Here is a 17,008-nt window from a genome sequence, read left to right as displayed (position 1 = left end):
TCCGCTGTTGTTTCGCTGAAGGCTCAAGTCATCATTCAATATTGAAAGTTCACACGGACAGAGGCATTTATGTCGATTTGCCCTTGTTCTATAGGTGTCATATCGGAGGAGACTGCCATTGAGCGATATAGAATAGGTGTATTAACTTGTTCTTCTACAATTTCAGTGGGGAGGAGCTGCAAAGGTAAATGCATAGTTTCTGCAATGGTTTTTGCCTTTGCTTGAGCATTATGCAGAGCTAAACTCAATGCTTGCTGATAGTAAGCATCTGCATGGTCAACTTTGAATTGAATGTTGCTGATACGATTTGCCCCGTTTTCTACAGCTGTATCAATGATGAAGCCAACACGTTCAGAATCTGATACATTGACGGTAATGGCATTCGTTACTTCATAACCAGTGAAAATTTGTTGGCCGTCTTCAAAATGATAAAGTGGGGTAATTGTATAGGCGGCTGTTTGAATTTGTTCGTTTGGAATTCCAAGGGCTGTAATGGATTGAATGACTTGTTTCATAGTAACCGCATTCTTCTGCTGTGGCTCTTGTACATTTTGGCCTTGTGTTTGAACTTCTATTTGTAGTTGCATGGAGCTTGGCTTCGCCTTTACCTGCCCATTGCCCGTTACAGTTATAACACGTAGGGGAATGGATGCCTGATGATGGAGCTGAGCATAGTACATACACTACCACCTTTCATAAGATTTTTATTCATCATAGTATGCAAAAAATGGTTTTATTTGTTTAATCTCTTTAAATATTTATCATGGAGCTTTGTCAATAAAAGCAGGGTAATAATGGAACCTAGCAACGCTAAAGACATGTCCCATTGAGCGTCCCAACGATCTCCCTGCATCCCTAAAAAGTCTTTGGCCCCTTTACTGCCCTTCGAGATTCTTGTGCTTAACCATTCAATGATTTCATAAAATGCAGCAATCGCAAGCAAAATACTAATGGAGATACCTGTTAGCCAGGCCCCTTTTGTAAGAGGGGTTTTTCGAATTAAAATTTCTCTTATAACAATGGTCAGCAATCCTTTTAAAAAATGACCAAAGCGATCGTAATTATTACGATGCAAATCAAATTCTTCTTTTATCCAATTAAATAGTGGCACCTCTGAATACGTATAATGCCCACCTATAAATGTTAGAATTGATAATAGGGTAATGATCAAGTATGAAATGGTTGTGAATCGGAATTTAGGATAAATACAAACTACAATAATTATTGCAACAATTCCTGGGCTAACTTCAGCGAGCCAATCTAAGTAGGAGGATGGTTTAATAACAGACCATATAAAAACGATTAAAGCAATAGCAAGGAAAGTTACATGTATTTTAAAATGCTTATTATTATTATTCATGACAACACGCTCCCTTTGTCCCACAGTATGGGGAAGAGAGAGTTTGCTTATTCAACCAGTGTAGGGGTTCAAAAAAAGGAAAAGCGTCTAGTCATTCGTTCTAAAACTGACGCTTTTTTATACATTAAATCATTTTTAAAAGTGCCTCGACGCCACTCATTCCTTCGGTAATGCCAAGTTGTTCGGCTTCATAAGTTACAGATTCTAACGGAGCCGTTAATAACTCATCAATCGTTTTCACACCAACTGCCCGACCAGCAATAATTTTTCGATCAACTAAGCGACTATTTAAAAGACCTACATCTAATGCGCCGCACATAATGTAGCCAGTATTATTGGAAATGGTCAGTAGTGTTGTTTTAGGTAATTGAACAACTACTGCAGTGAAGAAATGCCCCTTAATCATGATAGGTTCAATTGTCACCATTGAAATCACTCCTTTTCTCTATATACATATGGCGATAACTATCAAGGTGTTCGACATTTCTAATAAAAAACTCTTGGTACTAAAGAAAAAGGTCCAATATCAAAATAATAAAAAGGAATCTACTCTTGGCGAATAGATTCCTTTTAGTATTTAATTTGTATAAGATAATAGGGCTGTTTGTTTACATTTATTTAATGCAATGATTGCTTCACTTTTAGAAGTATATTCAAACATCCGATACGTGTGTTCTTCAAATACAGTAATTATCCACATTTATATTATCCCCTTTATTGTGTTACATAACATGTATTGAATTTAATTATTTGTTATATATCAGTGATGATTTTATTTTACATGAATAAAGAAGAAAAGAAAGGAATATGAATGATGTTTCACATTTCGTTCAAATATATAAATTTTTTTGAAATAATTAAAACAGGGAAACAGACGGTCCCTTACAAGTATAATTCACAGTAATTCGCAAATAGTAAGTTGACGGAGTTCTGTGAATGTGGACTTGGGAGGTGATGCTATGACACGTAAATATGTATGGGTTTTAACGGTTTTCGTTTTAATCATCTCGGGATTTTTTGTAGGGTTCAAAGCTCATGCTAATAAAGGACGTCCGTATTATGAGGAGACAGGAAAAGTTGTGTGGGATATTAACACGGAGGATAAAATAGTGGCACTTACCTTTGATGATGGCCCACATCCCAAATACACAGCGGCGGTGCTTGATTTATTAGCCAAATATGATGCCAAAGCTACTTTTTTTATTATTGGAAAAAACGCTGACAAATATCCAGAGCTTGTTTTACGTACTTATACAGAAGGGCATGAATTAGCGAATCATACGTATACACATCCGTTTAAAGTTTCCATCAATAAATTGCAAGAAGAGCTTCGACAGACGAATGACACGATTTATGGTATTACTGGTTTTTCCCCAGTTTTATTCCGTCCTGTTGGTGGAAATTACACAGATGCCATGATAAATGCCGCTGTTAAGGATGGCTACAAGGTCGTGATGTGGTCTTGGCATCAGGATACTCAAGATTGGAAAGAGCCCGGCGTAAAGAAAATTGTACAAAAAGTTATGAAGGGCACAAAACCTGGTGATGTCATATTATTTCATGATGGTGGTGGTAACCGTACACAAACCATTCAAGCATTAGAGGAGATAATACCGGCATTAAAAAAGCAGGGCTACACATTTGTTACAATATCCGAGTTGATTGAAAGTAAACAGCAGCAAGAGCAAGTTCAATAATGAAAAATGAGCCATCTCAACAATGTTTGAAATGGCTCGTTTTTCACATCAATATAATCTAGAAGAAAATAATTGGAGCAAGTGCAATACCTAGAACAGTTCCTAGTGCAATGCCAACGCCAAATCCGCCTCCACCAAATCCCCAAAAGCCAAGACCATAACCACCATATCTTCTATCAGGTAGAATCCATACCTGTCTTCTGTCTACCCTCGTGATTTCCCCAACATGTACTCTACCAGATGTATCCGAAATTCTAACTCGTTTACCGTGATATTTACAACAAATATTGTAAGCATCAGTTGGATTCACAAATATCCCTCCTTTCTACTTCATTACAAGCTAATATATGCTAATTAATGCATTTATCTTTAGCCGATTGTCTATTCATCACATATACTATCAAGAGGTGATGACATGGCAGTTGAGTCTACAGATAAATGGCTTGAGGAGTATGAATTAGCCAGAAAATCTAAGAGCAGTGGTGAGCTATATAGCTTGCAGTGTTCGATTCTATGTGATCGTTTGGTCAAACTATTTCAAGAGGGATATACAGAGGAAATACACTTCGAATTACAGCAGCAGGGTCTTTTTTTACCAGAGGAAGAGATTCATCTAGAGAGACTGAAACAGAGGAATGTGTGGGGCTGTGTGGAGCAGGAGTTTATGTACTTACAGCAGAAGTGGGATGGTCCAACTATACCTATTTATTTATTTCCAATTACCCGACAACAAAATATCACTAACAAAAATGGTGTGGCGTATCCTCATTCGCTTTTTTTATTTGTGGGAGAAGTAGAAAAACAGGAGCTTCAAGCATTACTCGCCCATGAATATAACCATGTTTGCCGTTTACACTATCTTAAAAAGTCTTTAGCTGAAACAACTTTATTGGATTCTCTTATATTAGAGGGGTTAGCAGAATGTGCAGTGAAAGAACTTTACGGAGATAAATGGCTAGCACCATGGTTAACTAACTATACATTCGAGAAGGTTATAAAACTATGGAGATCTCAGTTTTTGCCAAACCTACAACTTCAGGGATTGGAAAAGCATCGACCATTTTTATATGGTGGAGAGCTTCCACCGTGGATAGGCTATTGTATAGGCTATGAAATTGTTCGATCGTATGTGAGGAATCATTCATCCCAGCTTCCTTTATTAATACCAAGCCAAGATATACTTGCCGGATCTGATTTTCCGCTACAATAGAGAAAAGGAGAGTGATTGTTGTGTCTAGTGAAGTAAAAAATGTATTATTACCCGTTGTAGATTCATCCACAAAGGTGCTAATTGTTGGCTCCATGCCGGGAAAACAGTCATTAGAAAAACAGCAGTACTATGGTAATCCACGCAATCACTTTTGGCCCATCATTGGCGAGCTATTACAGATTGAAGTTCCTGACGATTATAGTGAGAGAATGGCTTTATTAAGAAAGAATGCAATCGGTCTTTGGGACACAATTGAAGCCTGTGAGAGAAAAGGGAGCCTAGATGCGGCCATTCGTAATGAAAAGCCAAATGATTTTCAAACCCTTTTTGAAAGCTACCCGAACATCGAGTTAGTACTCTTTAATGGGGCGAAGGCATTCGATGTTTTTAAAAAGCATATTGGATTAGAGCTTTTAGCTGGACGAGCCTATAAAAAAATGCCGTCAACGAGTCCGATACCAGGGAAAAATATTAAATCCTTTGACGAAAAAGTAGAGGATTGGCGAATTATGCAGTCATATTTATCTCAATAGTTTGCCGGTCATTCCACCATTGTTTTGTACATAATCAGAGCCATACGCTGATGATGCGATGCATACCTACACTTTACTTAGATGTGCTGCCAGAGGTTATAGCATGAGGGAAAGTACTCTGCTATTATCTTCACCTAGGTAGGCAATGGCTCAACGGTTAAATGCCCGATTACATATATTGAATTATGTAAAAGGAGGGCTTGTGTGTATAATAATCCATTTAGAGAAGATAATTTTAGAAGACCTGGTTGGGGTGGCAATGATAATTTTGAAACACCGCCATTTGTTCCACCTAATTTTGGTCCGCCTCCAGCAGGACAAATGCCAATGAGTGCACCACCAGGCTTTTCGCCACCAGTGCCTGCACGGCGAGAAGGATCAAGTGGTATTCGCTCCTGCCTATTTAGAAACACCTTTATTTGGTTGAATACAGGTAGGAGCTTTTGGTTTTTCCCAACGGTTATAGGAAGAGAATTCATTGCTGGCTTTCGTTGGAGTAGTCGGTATGGCTGGTATTTCCGTACGATAACGAGAAATCAAATTCGTTCATTTGAATGTTTCAGATAATATCACACACAGAAAGTTTCATTTTCAAAAAAATGGTGTTACAATGACGGTAATAAAAGATGAAGGGACGATGGGTGGCTAATGAATAACTAATCTTATTTTTTTACAGATGAAATTTATATTTCACGAACCATAAAAATAGGATTAGTCTGCCCATTTTCCATATTTAACGCTTGTATTGGTCTTAATAGGCCAATATAACGCTATTCCGCAAGCTTATTTTACTATGTCTAAAATAAGTAATGGAGTAACAAATATAGCTGTTTCAACAGTTAATTTTGTGTATATGTAGAGATGACTAATCCTTCCAAAATACTTGGAGGGATTTTTTTGATTCCTCCAACTGGAGAGGATGGATGTTATGAAGGAACTTTTAAAATTACAGGATATTAGCTATGAAATAAAGGATACATTCTTATTTGAACATGTGACTGCTACCGTAAAGCAAGGTGAGGTAATCGGCATTATTGGTAGAAATGGTGCTGGAAAATCCACATTGCTTCAATTCATACGCGGAATGCTAGTACCCACAGCAGGAGAAATAAAAGGGCTACAAACTGTGAAAATGGCAATTGTAGAGCAGGAACTAGCTCATTTTAATAGGATGGAAATAACGGCTAGAGAGGCAGATTTGCTATCTAAATGGAAGGTGCCCAATGTGCCATTTGCAGCATTAAGTGGTGGGGAAAAACTGAAAATGCGCCTGGCAGAAGGTTTTTCGCAGGGTGCTCAAATTCTGATGCTGGATGAACCAACCAATCATTTGGACGAACAGAGTACCACATTTTTGATTAAACAAGTACAAAACTATAAGGGAACGATTATTGTTGTCTCACATGATCGTTACTTTTTAGATAGCGTAGCGACCAAAATCTGGTCGATTGAGGACAAGAGACTTATTGAACATAACGGCAATTATTCAAACTATATGGCTGAAAGAGAGCATCGAAGATTAACACAACAACGTGCATACGACAAGCAGCAAAAAAATATTGAGCGTATTGAGGCTCAGATGCAGGAACTAACAGCATGGTCTCAAAAGGGTCATGCTCAGTCTACCAAGCTAGAAGGTTTTAAGGAATATCACCGTGTGAAAGCAAAGCGTCTTGATTCCCAGGTGAAATCTAAGAAAAAGCGATTAGAAGCAGAGCTTGAGAAGGCCAAGGTCGAAGCTGTGAAGCCTGAATCAGAAATACGCTTTTCTTTAGGAACCAACCAACGTGTCGGTAAACGTTTTTTAGAGACCAAAAATGTCTCCTTACTCTTCGACGACAGATTGTTGTTTAATGATGTGAACATCACTGCGCAATTTGGAGATAAAATTGCCATCACGGGAACAAATGGTAGTGGAAAAACAAGTTTTTTAAAAGTCATCTTAGGTCAATTAAAGGCTGAGGGCGAGGTATGGGTATCTCCGGCAGCTAACATTGGTTATTTAACACAGGAAGTTTTTGACCTACCGCTTGATCAGACACCAGAGCAGTATTTTTATCAAGAAACGTTTGAAGAGCGAGGGAAAGTTCGTAATCTCATGAAAAATCTAGGCTTTACTTCTACACATTGGACATCTTCGATTGGGGAGATGAGCATGGGTGAGCGGGTAAAATGTAAACTGATGGCATATATAGTAGCAGACAAGAACGTTCTTATTTTAGATGAGCCAACGAATCACCTTGACCTGCCTTCTCGTGAGCAGTTAGAGCAAACGCTTGCCCAATACAATGGAACATTACTTGTCGTCTCACACGATCGCTACTTTCTGGATAAGGTAACGAATAGTGTCTGGGAGGTTCATGGTCAACAGATAGAGAAAAAATGGAGAAAAGAGGTTAAGCAGGACGAGGATGTAATGACACTTCGTTTAAAGCTAGAAACGGAACGGCAAGAAATATTAGGTAAACTAAGCTTTCTCACAGCTAAGGATAAGGATTACGCCAAGCTAGATGAAAAATTTAATGAACTTACGAAGCGAATTAACGAGCTAAAATAGATAACGTTTAAGTTGGTTTTTACTAGGGAAAAATACTGAGAGAAGGAAAATAATAGATGGAGGTTCACACGAATGAAAAGAATGCTATTTGTCCTTTTTTTGAGTATTTGCTTTATAAGTGCCTGTGCTAATCGTGAAGAAAATCACCAAGCACATGAAAGTGAGACCCAGATACCTGTAGAACAAGCTAATCATCATAAAAACGGAGCCGTTATGGAACAAACAGCGGTCCTGCAACAAATCAAGGATCAAATACCTGCTGATTTCACCGTAAAAATGCCAACAACTTTACCTATTCAAGAGGGTGCTTTTTTATCAGCTACTACAAGAACTGAAGGGAATCAGGTGGAAATTATTTTTTATGAAAGTAAAGAGAATATACCTATTAATGATATTCGATTAAAGAAATCAGCAACCGTCATAGGGCGATTGCTCGTTAAGCAATACAATAATGCAGAAGGTGCCAGCACTCAAATAGCGTTTGATAATTTTAATCAAAATGGTGGGCGAAAAGTGGATCTTGGTTACAATATGAAAGGTTACCAAGATGCGGGAGCCGGTTCCTTATGGACTGGATGGAATGAAGGACGTTGGGCAATTGCTACACATACCCGAACAGAAAACCCAGAGGCTGGTGTCAAGCTTGCAAAGCAGGTAGTAGAATATTTAGAAAGTCATATGCTCCCTATTCCAAAGCAATATGGCATGGCTCAATTGGACGTTTATCAATCAGGCAATTTAATCGTTTGGCAGGATGAAAAGCTTGTGTATACACTCGATTCCATAAAGGACCCTCTAAAGGCCATAGAAATAGCTACAGCGTTTAACCAATAATAAAAACCCTAGAGTCATTGTGACGTGACCCCAATTATTAGACACATCTAACAATTGGAGGTGCACGTCAATTGCACTCTAGGATTTTTTTAGTCGTTTATTTTACGGAATCTAAAAGGTCCTTGTAGTCGTGGAATCGCTGTTGCCAACTCTCCATTGGGAATGTTAGCGGTTCCTGACCATCTAGCAGATCAGCCAGCAAGTCCAGACATATATGCCACCCTGCTAAATCCTTTGGCGTATGCTCCGTTAAAGCTTGAAGTGTCTCCACTAATAGTAGTAATGTGCCCTCGTCAGTAGAAGAAAGTTCGAATCGTACAGTATCCGTACCCCAATCAAATTCTAGAGTTTTATTCTCTGCATAATCAGTAATGCCTATTGTTTCATAGGCATCTGTTCCATCGTTCATATTAAAATGCATCTTACCATTGTTACGAAGTTCAATGATTTCTAAATTACTCATCCACTTTTGCAGCTTGTCATTATTAGTAATTGCTGCCCAAACAACCTCTATCGCATGAGGGAGCGGGCGTTTAAATGTAGCAACATGGTGATTGGATTGTTCTTCAATAGAAGCTAGCATAGTATCCTCCGTTTTTTATGTGGTTTTGTCCTTATTATAGGTGTTCTTTATGAACTGTTCAAAGGAGAACATCACATAAATACATTATTTATAAGAAGTAAGATATGGGATAATATTGTTAAAAAGGAGGTGAGAATATGACACATAAACAAGCATTAGAACGTTATATCCAAGCAACAAATACGCATGATTTTAATGAGGTAAAAGTTATTTTGCATCCACAGGCTGTATATTGGTTTTCGGATAAAACATGTACGACTACAGAGGAAATTGGTGCTTACTTCAATCACGCATGGAATGTAATTCAAGAAGAGGTCTATTCAGCGGCTGATATAGCATGGTTAACCGTTGATGAAAAGACAGCTACCTGTCTTTATACATATCACTATGAAGGCTATCATAATGGAAAATTTGTATCAGGTAGCGGTAGAGCGACAAATATTTTTACGTTGATGAATGGTGAATGGAAGTTAATTCATGAACATTTGAGTGGCAATATTAAATGATTTTCCATAGCATCTGAATAATCAACAATGAAATAATGACAGGTAGGAGTAGTTTGGCTATTTTTATTGGAATATGTGGCAGCACTAGGAGGCCTAATTGAGAGCCTAGGATAGAGCCTAATGCCATGGCAATTGCATAGTGCCATTGAATAAAACCAGTTTGATAAAAAACAATAAAAGCTCCTGTACAACTCCCAAAAAGCAGTGCACGAGTGAGTTGTACGGCTTTTATGTAAGTGTGCTGGCAACGCAAATAATATAAAATACTAAAAGTTGAAGAACCAGGGCCAAAGCCACCATCATACATAGCAATAAAAAAGGGCTGCCAAAGGGAGGACGTTGTATGCTCTGTTTGATTCACAGTGTTAGTCCAAGCCTTATTTTTTAAAGTGACGATTAATGCAAAGATCAGTAGGATACAGGCTGTAAAATTCATAGTTTTTTCAGATAGTGACACGGCCAGAAGTGCACCACCAACCCCTCCTATACCTGCAATAGCGATGTATTTTAAAATAGCTTTTAAGTGCAGCTCCTTATGGTACAGTAAATAAAAAATGCTAGATAAAGCCGATATACCAGTTGAAAATTTATTTGTCGCAATACTAGTCTGAATGGGAATGCCGACCAGCATCATTGCAGGAAGTGTGATCAGTCCTCCACCTCCCGCAAGTGTACCGATAAAGGCAGCTATAATACCAATACATACGAGGGTCAAAGAAATTTTTGCATAGTAATGCCCCATCAAACTAAGGAGTACAAAGAACGATACCAGTAAAATTTTTTTCATAAGCGACTCTCCTCACTTGAATAGCTTTAGGGTAAAGGGTTTTAATATATAAATCTAATATATTATTTTTGAGTATTTATAAATTTATTTTATCTTTTGGAGGGCTAAGATGAGATTGCTACAAACTGAGAATGATTTAATAAGTCTAATAGCAGCAGACGATTGGATGATGAATGTTTTAGAAGCTGTTGAAAAAGTACATCTCCCTGATTGTTGGGTATGTGCAGGATTCATCCGTTCAAAAGTATGGGATTATATTTATGAGAAAGAAGATCGAACACCAGTAGCTGATATTGATGTGATCTATTATGATTCATCCAATTTAACAGAGGAAAAAGAGAAGCATTATGAGCAGGAGCTGTTGAAGATTTGTAAAGACGAGCCTTGGTCGGTCAAAAATCAGGCAAGGATGCACGTCATAAATGGGAGTAATCCATATCACTCTTCCTTAGATGGAATCTCTCATTTTCCTGAAATCGCAACTGCTATCGGTATTAAATTAACGAATGGTCGGCTACAAGTAGCTGCACCATATGGTATTCACCAGTTAAGTGCTGGCATAATAGAACCGACGCCGTTTTTCCTTGAAAATAAAGAAAGATATGTGATATATCGCCAAAGAATTACTTCTAAACAGTGGCATTTAAGATGGCCGAAATTAGAAATTAATCTACAGTAATCGGAGGGCAAATCCAATGCTACGAGACAAAAAGTCGATTATTAAACACTATGAACAATCTCTTATTTGGGTAAAGGATTTGAGGAATTTATCTGAGGAGCAATGGCGTAAGCCAATTGAATCTGGAAAATGGTCGGTTGCAGAGATGATAGGACATCTTACCCCATGGGATACATTTGTGTTAGAACATCGAATACCTTATTTATTTATAAATACATCTTTACCAAAAGGGCCATATATCGAGCATATGAACACGAAGGCAGCTGAAAAAAGTCGTGAACAACATTTAGAAAAAACGATTACTGAATTTGTTTCGACAAGGCGTCAATTGCTACAGACCATTCAGCAATTGACAGATGAGCAATGGCACCAGTCGTTCAGTATTGGGCAGTCTAACATAACGGTTGCGGATTATTTTGGCGGATTAATTGACCATGATTTACATCATTTTTCACAAATTCAGAGCGTTTTACATGTATAGGAGCTAGCACATGGATATCAAGTATTTAATAGATTACTTTGCCCAAGCATCTGTAAAATTTACCGATGTCTTTACGAAAAAAATGGAGCCGGGAGAAGCTGATTTAGGGAGAACTACTGCACCAGGAAAGTGTGGAATTATTGTGCCGCTTGCAGGCAGTGCTATTTTTAGCCTGAATGGAACGCCTTATGTGATGGAACCAGGAGTAATAGTGCATGCCGGTTCTCAAATGCCAATTGAAGTGAACGTAACGAGCCAGAAGGTTTGGGAATATGCTGTAGTTCATTATAATCTACCTATGGATGAGGCGGCACTTTATCCACTAGCTCAGCAACACTTTCTTATTAAAACTGGCCATAATACGCAAATTATTACCCAAGTTCAGCAATTGGTAGAAAGCTATTCCTTTCCAGGGAGTATGGCGGTATTTAAGTCTAAGACATTATTCATGAATTTGCTGGAACACATTCTTATAGCGGCAAAAGTGAAGGTTCTGGATAATGCCAATGAAATGATGGAGCAGGCTTTACAGTATATACATGAGCACTACGCGGAGCAGCTTTCGGTATCAAATATTGCTAGTGAATTTGAAATTGAACGACGTCGATTTGCCTATTTATTTGAGCAGCATACAGGCATGAATCCAAGCACATATATAACGGAATACCGTATAAGACGAGCAAAGGACTTGCTAGAATATGGTGGAATCCCTGTAGCTGAAATTGCAGAATGTGTTGGCTATATAGACTGTTTTTATTTTAGTAGGGTATTTAAAAAGTGTACAGGTTTATCGCCTTCAGCCTATCGAAAATTAAAAATAGAGGAAGCCAAATACGTATAAATGACTGTTTCTTAAAAAAAAGAAACAGTTTTTTTATTGATTTAATCGGCAAAAATCCATGTCATTTTCGAAATCGTCCATTCACAATCTATTTTCACTTTGTTAGGATAGTATCCGTAAATGATAATGAGTATCAATTATATATTGACATACATATGAAAACGATTATCATTATCAATATGAGCTCGTTAGGAGAGAATATCTATGAATAAATATTTTAAAATGTGTGCGCCAGCACTTTTAGCACTATCATTAGCTGCATGTGGAACAGATAAGGCGGAGGAGTCTACATCAACAAATAATACGGCTGAAACAAGTGCAACAGAATCACAGACAGAGCTAGCTAAGACCCAGACAATTACTTACTTAGGTGAGAAATATGAGCTTCCAGCAGAAGTGAAAAATATTGTCGCTGCAAGTCTTGAATCTATGGAAGACGCTGCAATGCTAGGAATTAAGCCAGTAGGTGTACTTGAAGTTGGTGGCAAAGTGCCAGCATATCTAGCATCTGATTTTGAAGGTGCTACACTTGTAGGAAATAAAATGGAGCCGAATGCAGAGGCCATTCTTAATTTGGATCCAGATGTCATTGTGGGTACTTCAAAATTCCCTGAAGAAACGGCTGAAAAGTTGAAAAAAATTCAAACAATGATTCCTTACTCGCATATTTCAACAAACTGGAAGGAAAATTTGACAGTGCTTGCACAGCTAGCTGGTAAAGAAGATGATGCTAAAAAAATCATCTCTGACTATGAGGCAAAAGTTGCTGATGCACAGGTGAAATCGAAAGAGCAATTAGCTGATAAACAAGTGTTAATCATCCGTGTTCGCGGTGGCGTTATGTACATTTATCCGGCTGGCGTTTATTTAAATCCTGTCTTATATGAGGATTTAGGTGCGCCAGTTCCAGAGGTAGTTACGACAGCTAAAGCGCAAGCAGAATTATCGCTGGAAACACTAGCTCAAGTAAATCCAGATGCTATTTTCCTTCAATTTGAGGAATCAGAAAATAAGGATACTCCAAAGGCATTAGAGGAGCTACAAAAAAATCCAATTTTCACTAGCTTAAAGGCATCACAAAATAAAGAAATTTATGTCAATACAATTGACCCATTAGCACAAGGTGGTACGGCTTGGTCTAAGGTTAAATTCTTAGATGCAGCAGCTGAAAAATTACTTAAATAGTATACACAGGCTGGTAGTAGATTTGGTGATATCACCGGGCTATTACCGGCCTTTTGTTCAATAGAAGTTTGGATAAGAAAATGGTATAGAAAAAGGTGTGAAAGTTGAAAAAAACAAACATAGTGTCATTTTCAATATTAGCGGTATCTCCTTTCCTTATTGCCCTTGTAGCACTTGTTTCTGTTATGTATGGAACAAAGGATATTAGTGTAATCACTGTGTGGCAGGCAATATCAGCATTTGATCCTTCCAATGTTGATCACCAAATTATACGAACAGGACGTATTCCTAGAATAGCCGCAGTACTGTTAGTTGGAGCATTTTTGGCAGTTGCGGGTGCAGTTATGCAGGGAATTACACGAAACTATTTAGCCTCTCCGTCATTGATGGGTGTCAACGATGGCTCTGCATTTGTTATAACATTAGCTATTGTCTTTTTCCCAGGACTGCCTAATTATCAGATGATTTTATTGTCAATGCTAGGTTCTGCACTGGGTGCGGGCATTGTTTTTGGCTTTGGCTCATTAATTCGAAATGGTTTATCACCAGTAAGGCTGGCTATTATTGGAACGGTTATTGGGACATTTTTAAGCAGTATAGCTACAGCGATCGCGATGTATTTCCAAGTATCACAAACAGTCAGTGCTTGGTATAACACTAAGGTACATATGGTAGATATGGATATGCTGATGCTCTCAATTCCATTTGGATTAACTGGTTTATTTTTGGCCTTATTATGTGCGAGGGCCATTACGATTACCTCGCTAGGTGAGGATATTGCAATGGGACTAGGTCAAAAAACTAAGGCAGTACGGATTATTAGTATGTTAGCTGTCGTATGCTTGACAGGGACAGCAGTTGCTCTCGTTGGAAAAATAGCCTTTGTAGGGTTAGTTATTCCGCATATTACTCGTTTCCTTGTTGGGGTGGATTATCGCTATATCATCCCTTGTGCAGCGGTTATTGGTGCCTTTTTCTTGGCGCTTTGTGATGTCCTGAGCCGTTTTGTCAATTATCCGTTTGAAACGCCAATTGGAGTCTTAACAGCATTGGTTGGTGTACCATTCTTCTTATATTTAGTTCGTAAGCACGGAGGTGAAAAACGTGCGTAAAAATACCTCAAGTGTATTCTTTTTGACTATGTCGATGCTTTTACTTTTGATTTTAGTTGCAAGTTATCTACATATTACAAATGGTGTTTTTGATATGTCAGTGATGGATGTCATAAAAACATTATTGCGTATTGAATCTAATCCAAAATTTGATCTTGTTATTTTTGAATTCCGCTTACCACGAATTGTCATAGCTGGTCTCGTTGGTATTGGTTTAGGAATGGCTGGGGTTGTTTTACAAGGTATTACGCGCAATGGGCTCGCAGATCCAGGGATATTAGGAATTAATGCAGGAGCTGGTGCCGCGGTCGTAATTTTTATGTTTTTCTTTCAATTAAAATTAGTGAGCGCAGATATGAATAGCTGGCTATCCATTTTAATGATGCCATTGTTCGGTTTTATCGGTGGAACAATTGCGGCTATATTGATTTTTACATTTGCTTTAAAAAACGGTCATCTCGATATGCAGCGATTAATATTAACTGGAATTGCCATTAACAGTGGATTTGGCGCTTTATCATTGTTCCTATCTTTAAAAATGAGTGCGCAGGATTTTGAATCTGCAGCCATTTGGATGGCAGGTTCCATTTACAATGCGAATTGGATTTTTGCTCTTACTATGTTACCTTGGCTTTTAATTTTAGGAATTTATGTGCATAGAAAATCGTATTTACTTGATTATTTTCAGCTGGAAGAGGATAGCATCACAAGTTTAGGCATTGCTGTTGAAAAAGAGAAAATGAAGCTGTTATTAGCCAGTGTGGGACTAGTTAGTGCCTGCGTATCCGTATCAGGAAGTATTGGTTTTATTGGCTTAATGGCGCCACATATTGCTAAGCAGCTTGTTGGTATTCAGCACCGTTATGTCATGCCAGTAAGTGCATTGATTGGTGCAGGCTTGTTAATCCTAGCTGATTTTATCGGCAAAACAGTATTCGCACCGTCAGAGCTGGCTGTTGGAATAGTAGTGTCGATTATAGGAATTCCATATTTCTTGTATTTACTTGTAAAATCTAAGGCATAGGAGGAAACGGTGTGCAAACTGCATTTAGAATGGAAAATTTGGCTTCGGGTTATGAGCAGGTTCGAGTGTTTGAAGGATTAAATTTAACGATTGAAGAGGGCAAGGTCACAACGATTATCGGACCGAATGGCTGTGGTAAATCAACGCTCCTCAAAACGATAGGACGAATTTTAAAAAAGCAACAGGGCACGGTATACTTGCAGGAGCAAAATATGCAAAATTTATCGACAAAGGATATTGCACAGAAGCTAGCAATATTATCACAGACACCCATCGCACCGGGGCAATTAAAAGTCGAGGAGTTAATTGCTTATGGGCGATATCCACATCGCAACAATGTCAATCGTTTAACAAATCAGGATGAAAAAATGATTGAGTGGGCGTTAACGGTCACAAATACAATGGAATATCGAAATCGAGAGCTAGCACAGCTTTCTGGAGGACAGCGTCAGCGTGTATGGCTCGCTATGGCATTGGCACAGGAAACAAGTATATTGTTGCTTGATGAGCCGACTACTTATTTAGATATGGCCCACCAGTTGGAAGTACTTGATATCGTGAAAAATTTAAATGAACAGCATCAATGTACAATCGTCATGGTTCTTCATGATATTAATCATGCCGCTAGGTATTCAGATCATCTTATCGCCATGCGAAAGGGTGTTATCATGCAAACCGGAACACCACAGGAAATTTTGAGCGCAGAAGTGATGCGTCAAGTCTTTAACATTGATGCACGTATTATGGAAGATCCGGCAACGAATACACCTGTATGCTATGGTTATGACGTTTTAAAGGAGGAAAACAAATGAATCGAACAGAAATAGATTACTCAACACAGCAAATGACTTCAAAATTGGCAGACTATACGTATGGGATTAACGTATATATACCCAATGAGGAAGCTCCAACAGAAGGTTTTCCTGTCATCTATGTATTGGATGGTTCTTCTTATTTTCCTCTAGTTAAAGAAGCAGTCCGATTGCAAAGTCGTAATGCGCCAAAAACAGGTATTTTACCATCCATTGTAGTTGGTATTGGGCATGGTGAAGATATACGTGAACGACGATTTTATGATTTTACGGCACCAGCAGAGACGTATATTTATCCCGCAAGATTTAAAGGTAAAGGGCATGAAAAGCTTGGTGGGGCAGTAAACTTTAGTCGATTCCTAGAAGAAGAACTAAAGCCAATGATTGAAGCTAACTATCCAGTAAATAAAGCACAGCAATCGATATTTGGTCACTCGTTAGCGGGTTATTTTACGCTTTGGCAATTATTTCACCATCAAACAAGCTTTCAACATTACCTGGCTATCAGTCCCTCCATCTGGTGGAATGAGCATGAATTAGTCCCATGTGCCTCAGTATTTTTAAATGAGCATCAGGCTATGAAGGAAACATTGTTTATTAGTGCTGGTGAACTGGAAACCTTTATGGTGGATGATGCACGACAAATGGCAACAATGCTTGAAAAAATAATGAAGGTTGATTTTTATGAAGCTTTAAACGAAAATCATGCATCTGTTGTGCCTACTGTTATGAGTAGAGCCATACGTTTTGCTTTTAAAAATGAATAAATAATAGCCGCATTATCTATGGGTAATGCGGTTTTTTATT

General features: G+C 38.2%; 22 protein-coding genes. 14 read left to right on the top strand and 8 right to left on the bottom strand.

Translation table 11 applies throughout. From position 1 onward, the window contains the following. Positions 1 to 35: 35 nt before the first annotated feature. From AC1Q6O_RS15305 to AC1Q6O_RS15290, 4 genes are all read right to left on the bottom strand, one after another. Positions 36 to 680, bottom strand: coding sequence for an SIMPL domain-containing protein (locus AC1Q6O_RS15305; RefSeq protein WP_008175347.1), 645 nt, complete (start codon positions 678 to 680; stop codon positions 36 to 38). 53 nt (positions 681 to 733) lie between these two features. Continuing rightward, positions 734 to 1,360, bottom strand: coding sequence for a DUF2238 domain-containing protein (locus AC1Q6O_RS15300; RefSeq protein ID WP_043989941.1), 627 nt, complete (start codon positions 1,358 to 1,360; stop codon positions 734 to 736). A gap of 124 nt (positions 1,361 to 1,484) precedes the next feature. Beyond that, positions 1,485 to 1,787: a YunC family protein gene (locus AC1Q6O_RS15295; RefSeq protein WP_008175342.1), complete on the bottom strand. Its 303-nt coding sequence runs from the start codon at positions 1,785 to 1,787 to the stop codon at positions 1,485 to 1,487. Positions 1,788 to 1,937: 150 nt separating this feature from the next. After that, entirely contained in the window at positions 1,938 to 2,060 is a 123-nt protein-coding gene (locus AC1Q6O_RS15290; RefSeq protein ID WP_255250388.1) for a hypothetical protein, read from the bottom strand. A gap of 259 nt (positions 2,061 to 2,319) precedes the next feature. Here AC1Q6O_RS15290 and AC1Q6O_RS15285 point away from each other — a divergent pair, with 259 nt between their 5' ends. After that, positions 2,320 to 3,057 carry a polysaccharide deacetylase family protein gene (locus tag AC1Q6O_RS15285; protein ID WP_090002089.1) on the top strand — a complete coding sequence of 246 codons (738 nt, stop codon included), beginning with the start codon at positions 2,320 to 2,322 and terminating at the stop codon, positions 3,055 to 3,057. A 58-nt stretch (positions 3,058 to 3,115) separates the two neighbouring features. Here AC1Q6O_RS15285 and AC1Q6O_RS15280 read toward each other — a convergent pair whose 3' ends face one another. Continuing rightward, positions 3,116 to 3,367: a hypothetical protein gene (locus AC1Q6O_RS15280; RefSeq protein WP_008175336.1), complete on the bottom strand. Its 252-nt coding sequence runs from the start codon at positions 3,365 to 3,367 to the stop codon at positions 3,116 to 3,118. Positions 3,368 to 3,472: 105 nt separating this feature from the next. On the opposite strand from AC1Q6O_RS15280, the gene AC1Q6O_RS15275 reads away from it, so the two are divergent. Together AC1Q6O_RS15275 and AC1Q6O_RS15270 are read left to right on the top strand one after the other, a co-directional pair. Beyond that, on the top strand, positions 3,473 to 4,267 hold the full coding sequence (locus tag AC1Q6O_RS15275; protein ID WP_090002086.1) for a DUF2268 domain-containing putative Zn-dependent protease: 795 nt from the start codon (positions 3,473 to 3,475) through the stop codon (positions 4,265 to 4,267). A 20-nt stretch (positions 4,268 to 4,287) separates the two neighbouring features. Further along, positions 4,288 to 4,800, top strand: coding sequence for a DNA-deoxyinosine glycosylase (locus AC1Q6O_RS15270; protein WP_090002084.1), 513 nt, complete (start codon positions 4,288 to 4,290; stop codon positions 4,798 to 4,800). Between the two features lie 134 nt (positions 4,801 to 4,934). Here AC1Q6O_RS15270 and AC1Q6O_RS15265 read toward each other — a convergent pair whose 3' ends face one another. Beyond that, the gene (locus AC1Q6O_RS15265; protein ID WP_175486634.1) at positions 4,935 to 5,279 is read right to left on the bottom strand and encodes a hypothetical protein; all 345 of its coding nucleotides are present in this window, start codon (positions 5,277 to 5,279) and stop codon (positions 4,935 to 4,937) included. A gap of 449 nt (positions 5,280 to 5,728) precedes the next feature. On the opposite strand from AC1Q6O_RS15265, the gene abc-f reads away from it, so the two are divergent. Next, on the top strand, positions 5,729 to 7,357 hold the full coding sequence (abc-f, locus tag AC1Q6O_RS15260; RefSeq protein ID WP_090002167.1) for a ribosomal protection-like ABC-F family protein: 1,629 nt from the start codon (positions 5,729 to 5,731) through the stop codon (positions 7,355 to 7,357). 72 nt (positions 7,358 to 7,429) lie between these two features. Beyond that, complete coding sequence (locus tag AC1Q6O_RS15255) at positions 7,430 to 8,191, top strand: hypothetical protein (RefSeq protein WP_090002081.1); 762 nt, start codon at positions 7,430 to 7,432, stop codon at positions 8,189 to 8,191. Positions 8,192 to 8,288: 97 nt separating this feature from the next. On the opposite strand, the gene AC1Q6O_RS15250 is transcribed toward AC1Q6O_RS15255, so the two are convergent. Continuing rightward, entirely contained in the window at positions 8,289 to 8,774 is a 486-nt protein-coding gene (locus AC1Q6O_RS15250; RefSeq protein WP_090002079.1) for an SRPBCC family protein, read from the bottom strand. 137 nt (positions 8,775 to 8,911) lie between these two features. Here AC1Q6O_RS15250 and AC1Q6O_RS15245 point away from each other — a divergent pair, with 137 nt between their 5' ends. Continuing rightward, entirely contained in the window at positions 8,912 to 9,280 is a 369-nt protein-coding gene (locus AC1Q6O_RS15245; RefSeq protein ID WP_089985835.1) for a YybH family protein, read from the top strand. Here the strand turns inward: AC1Q6O_RS15245 and AC1Q6O_RS15240 are convergent. Continuing rightward, on the bottom strand, positions 9,273 to 10,067 hold the full coding sequence (locus tag AC1Q6O_RS15240; RefSeq protein ID WP_090002078.1) for a sulfite exporter TauE/SafE family protein: 795 nt from the start codon (positions 10,065 to 10,067) through the stop codon (positions 9,273 to 9,275). The two genes, AC1Q6O_RS15245 and AC1Q6O_RS15240, sit on opposite strands and share 8 nt — an antisense overlap. A 109-nt stretch (positions 10,068 to 10,176) precedes the next feature. Between AC1Q6O_RS15240 and AC1Q6O_RS15235 the strand changes: the two genes are divergently transcribed. From AC1Q6O_RS15235 to AC1Q6O_RS15200, 8 genes are all read left to right on the top strand, one after another. Then, a complete protein-coding gene (locus tag AC1Q6O_RS15235; protein WP_089985833.1) occupies positions 10,177 to 10,746 on the top strand; it encodes a nucleotidyltransferase family protein in 570 nt (189 codons plus the stop codon). Between the two features lie 16 nt (positions 10,747 to 10,762). Next, on the top strand, positions 10,763 to 11,227 hold the full coding sequence (locus AC1Q6O_RS15230; protein WP_492401637.1) for a DinB family protein: 465 nt from the start codon (positions 10,763 to 10,765) through the stop codon (positions 11,225 to 11,227). A gap of 10 nt (positions 11,228 to 11,237) precedes the next feature. After that, complete coding sequence (locus AC1Q6O_RS15225; RefSeq protein ID WP_090002076.1) at positions 11,238 to 12,068, top strand: helix-turn-helix domain-containing protein; 831 nt, start codon at positions 11,238 to 11,240, stop codon at positions 12,066 to 12,068. Positions 12,069 to 12,272: 204 nt separating this feature from the next. Then, on the top strand, positions 12,273 to 13,253 hold the full coding sequence (locus tag AC1Q6O_RS15220) for an ABC transporter substrate-binding protein (RefSeq protein WP_089985831.1): 981 nt from the start codon (positions 12,273 to 12,275) through the stop codon (positions 13,251 to 13,253). 104 nt (positions 13,254 to 13,357) lie between these two features. Further along, positions 13,358 to 14,365 carry a FecCD family ABC transporter permease gene (locus tag AC1Q6O_RS15215; RefSeq protein WP_008175316.1) on the top strand — a complete coding sequence of 336 codons (1,008 nt, stop codon included), beginning with the start codon at positions 13,358 to 13,360 and terminating at the stop codon, positions 14,363 to 14,365. A 28-nt stretch (positions 14,366 to 14,393) separates the two neighbouring features. After that, the gene (locus tag AC1Q6O_RS15210; RefSeq protein WP_089985914.1) at positions 14,394 to 15,389 is read left to right on the top strand and encodes a FecCD family ABC transporter permease; all 996 of its coding nucleotides are present in this window, start codon (positions 14,394 to 14,396) and stop codon (positions 15,387 to 15,389) included. Between the two features lie 29 nt (positions 15,390 to 15,418). Next, positions 15,419 to 16,201: an ABC transporter ATP-binding protein gene (locus tag AC1Q6O_RS15205; RefSeq protein ID WP_115648604.1), complete on the top strand. Its 783-nt coding sequence runs from the start codon at positions 15,419 to 15,421 to the stop codon at positions 16,199 to 16,201. After that, entirely contained in the window at positions 16,198 to 16,968 is a 771-nt protein-coding gene (locus AC1Q6O_RS15200; protein ID WP_089985828.1) for an alpha/beta hydrolase, read from the top strand. Before AC1Q6O_RS15205 ends, AC1Q6O_RS15200 begins: the two co-directional genes overlap by 4 nt. Positions 16,969 to 17,008: the final 40 nt, after the last annotated feature.

The sequence above is a fragment of the Lysinibacillus sp. GW823-FHT06C08 genome, assembly GCF_058795135.1.
The sequence above is the reverse complement of the archived record's forward strand: the minus strand, read 5'-3'. Positions and strand labels throughout refer to the sequence as shown.

Excerpts from the sequence above, each read along its gene's own strand:
- AC1Q6O_RS15245 (WP_089985835.1), top strand. The coding sequence starts at position 8,912 with ATGACACATAAACAAGCATTAGAACGTTATATCCAAGCAACAAATACG.
- AC1Q6O_RS15225 (WP_090002076.1), top strand. The coding sequence starts at position 11,238 with ATGGATATCAAGTATTTAATAGATTACTTTGCCCAAGCATCTGTAAAA.
- AC1Q6O_RS15220 (WP_089985831.1), top strand. The coding sequence starts at position 12,273 with ATGAATAAATATTTTAAAATGTGTGCGCCAGCACTTTTAGCACTATCA.
- AC1Q6O_RS15240 (WP_090002078.1), bottom strand. The coding sequence starts at position 10,067 with ATGAAAAAAATTTTACTGGTATCGTTCTTTGTACTCCTTAGTTTGATG.
- AC1Q6O_RS15285 (WP_090002089.1), top strand. The coding sequence starts at position 2,320 with ATGACACGTAAATATGTATGGGTTTTAACGGTTTTCGTTTTAATCATC.
- AC1Q6O_RS15290 (WP_255250388.1), bottom strand. The coding sequence starts at position 2,060 with ATGTGGATAATTACTGTATTTGAAGAACACACGTATCGGATGTTTGAA.
- AC1Q6O_RS15205 (WP_115648604.1), top strand. The coding sequence starts at position 15,419 with ATGGAAAATTTGGCTTCGGGTTATGAGCAGGTTCGAGTGTTTGAAGGA.
- AC1Q6O_RS15300 (WP_043989941.1), bottom strand. The coding sequence starts at position 1,360 with ATGAATAATAATAATAAGCATTTTAAAATACATGTAACTTTCCTTGCT.
- abc-f (WP_090002167.1), top strand. The coding sequence starts at position 5,729 with ATGAAGGAACTTTTAAAATTACAGGATATTAGCTATGAAATAAAGGAT.
- AC1Q6O_RS15210 (WP_089985914.1), top strand. The coding sequence starts at position 14,394 with ATGTCGATGCTTTTACTTTTGATTTTAGTTGCAAGTTATCTACATATT.
- AC1Q6O_RS15250 (WP_090002079.1), bottom strand. The coding sequence starts at position 8,774 with ATGCTAGCTTCTATTGAAGAACAATCCAATCACCATGTTGCTACATTT.
- AC1Q6O_RS15265 (WP_175486634.1), bottom strand. The coding sequence starts at position 5,279 with ATGAATTCTCTTCCTATAACCGTTGGGAAAAACCAAAAGCTCCTACCT.
- AC1Q6O_RS15295 (WP_008175342.1), bottom strand. The coding sequence starts at position 1,787 with ATGGTGACAATTGAACCTATCATGATTAAGGGGCATTTCTTCACTGCA.
- AC1Q6O_RS15200 (WP_089985828.1), top strand. The coding sequence starts at position 16,198 with ATGAATCGAACAGAAATAGATTACTCAACACAGCAAATGACTTCAAAA.
- AC1Q6O_RS15275 (WP_090002086.1), top strand. The coding sequence starts at position 3,473 with ATGGCAGTTGAGTCTACAGATAAATGGCTTGAGGAGTATGAATTAGCC.
- AC1Q6O_RS15305 (WP_008175347.1), bottom strand. The coding sequence starts at position 680 with ATGTACTATGCTCAGCTCCATCATCAGGCATCCATTCCCCTACGTGTT.
- AC1Q6O_RS15235 (WP_089985833.1), top strand. The coding sequence starts at position 10,177 with ATGAGATTGCTACAAACTGAGAATGATTTAATAAGTCTAATAGCAGCA.
- AC1Q6O_RS15255 (WP_090002081.1), top strand. The coding sequence starts at position 7,430 with ATGAAAAGAATGCTATTTGTCCTTTTTTTGAGTATTTGCTTTATAAGT.
- AC1Q6O_RS15230 (WP_492401637.1), top strand. The coding sequence starts at position 10,763 with ATGCTACGAGACAAAAAGTCGATTATTAAACACTATGAACAATCTCTT.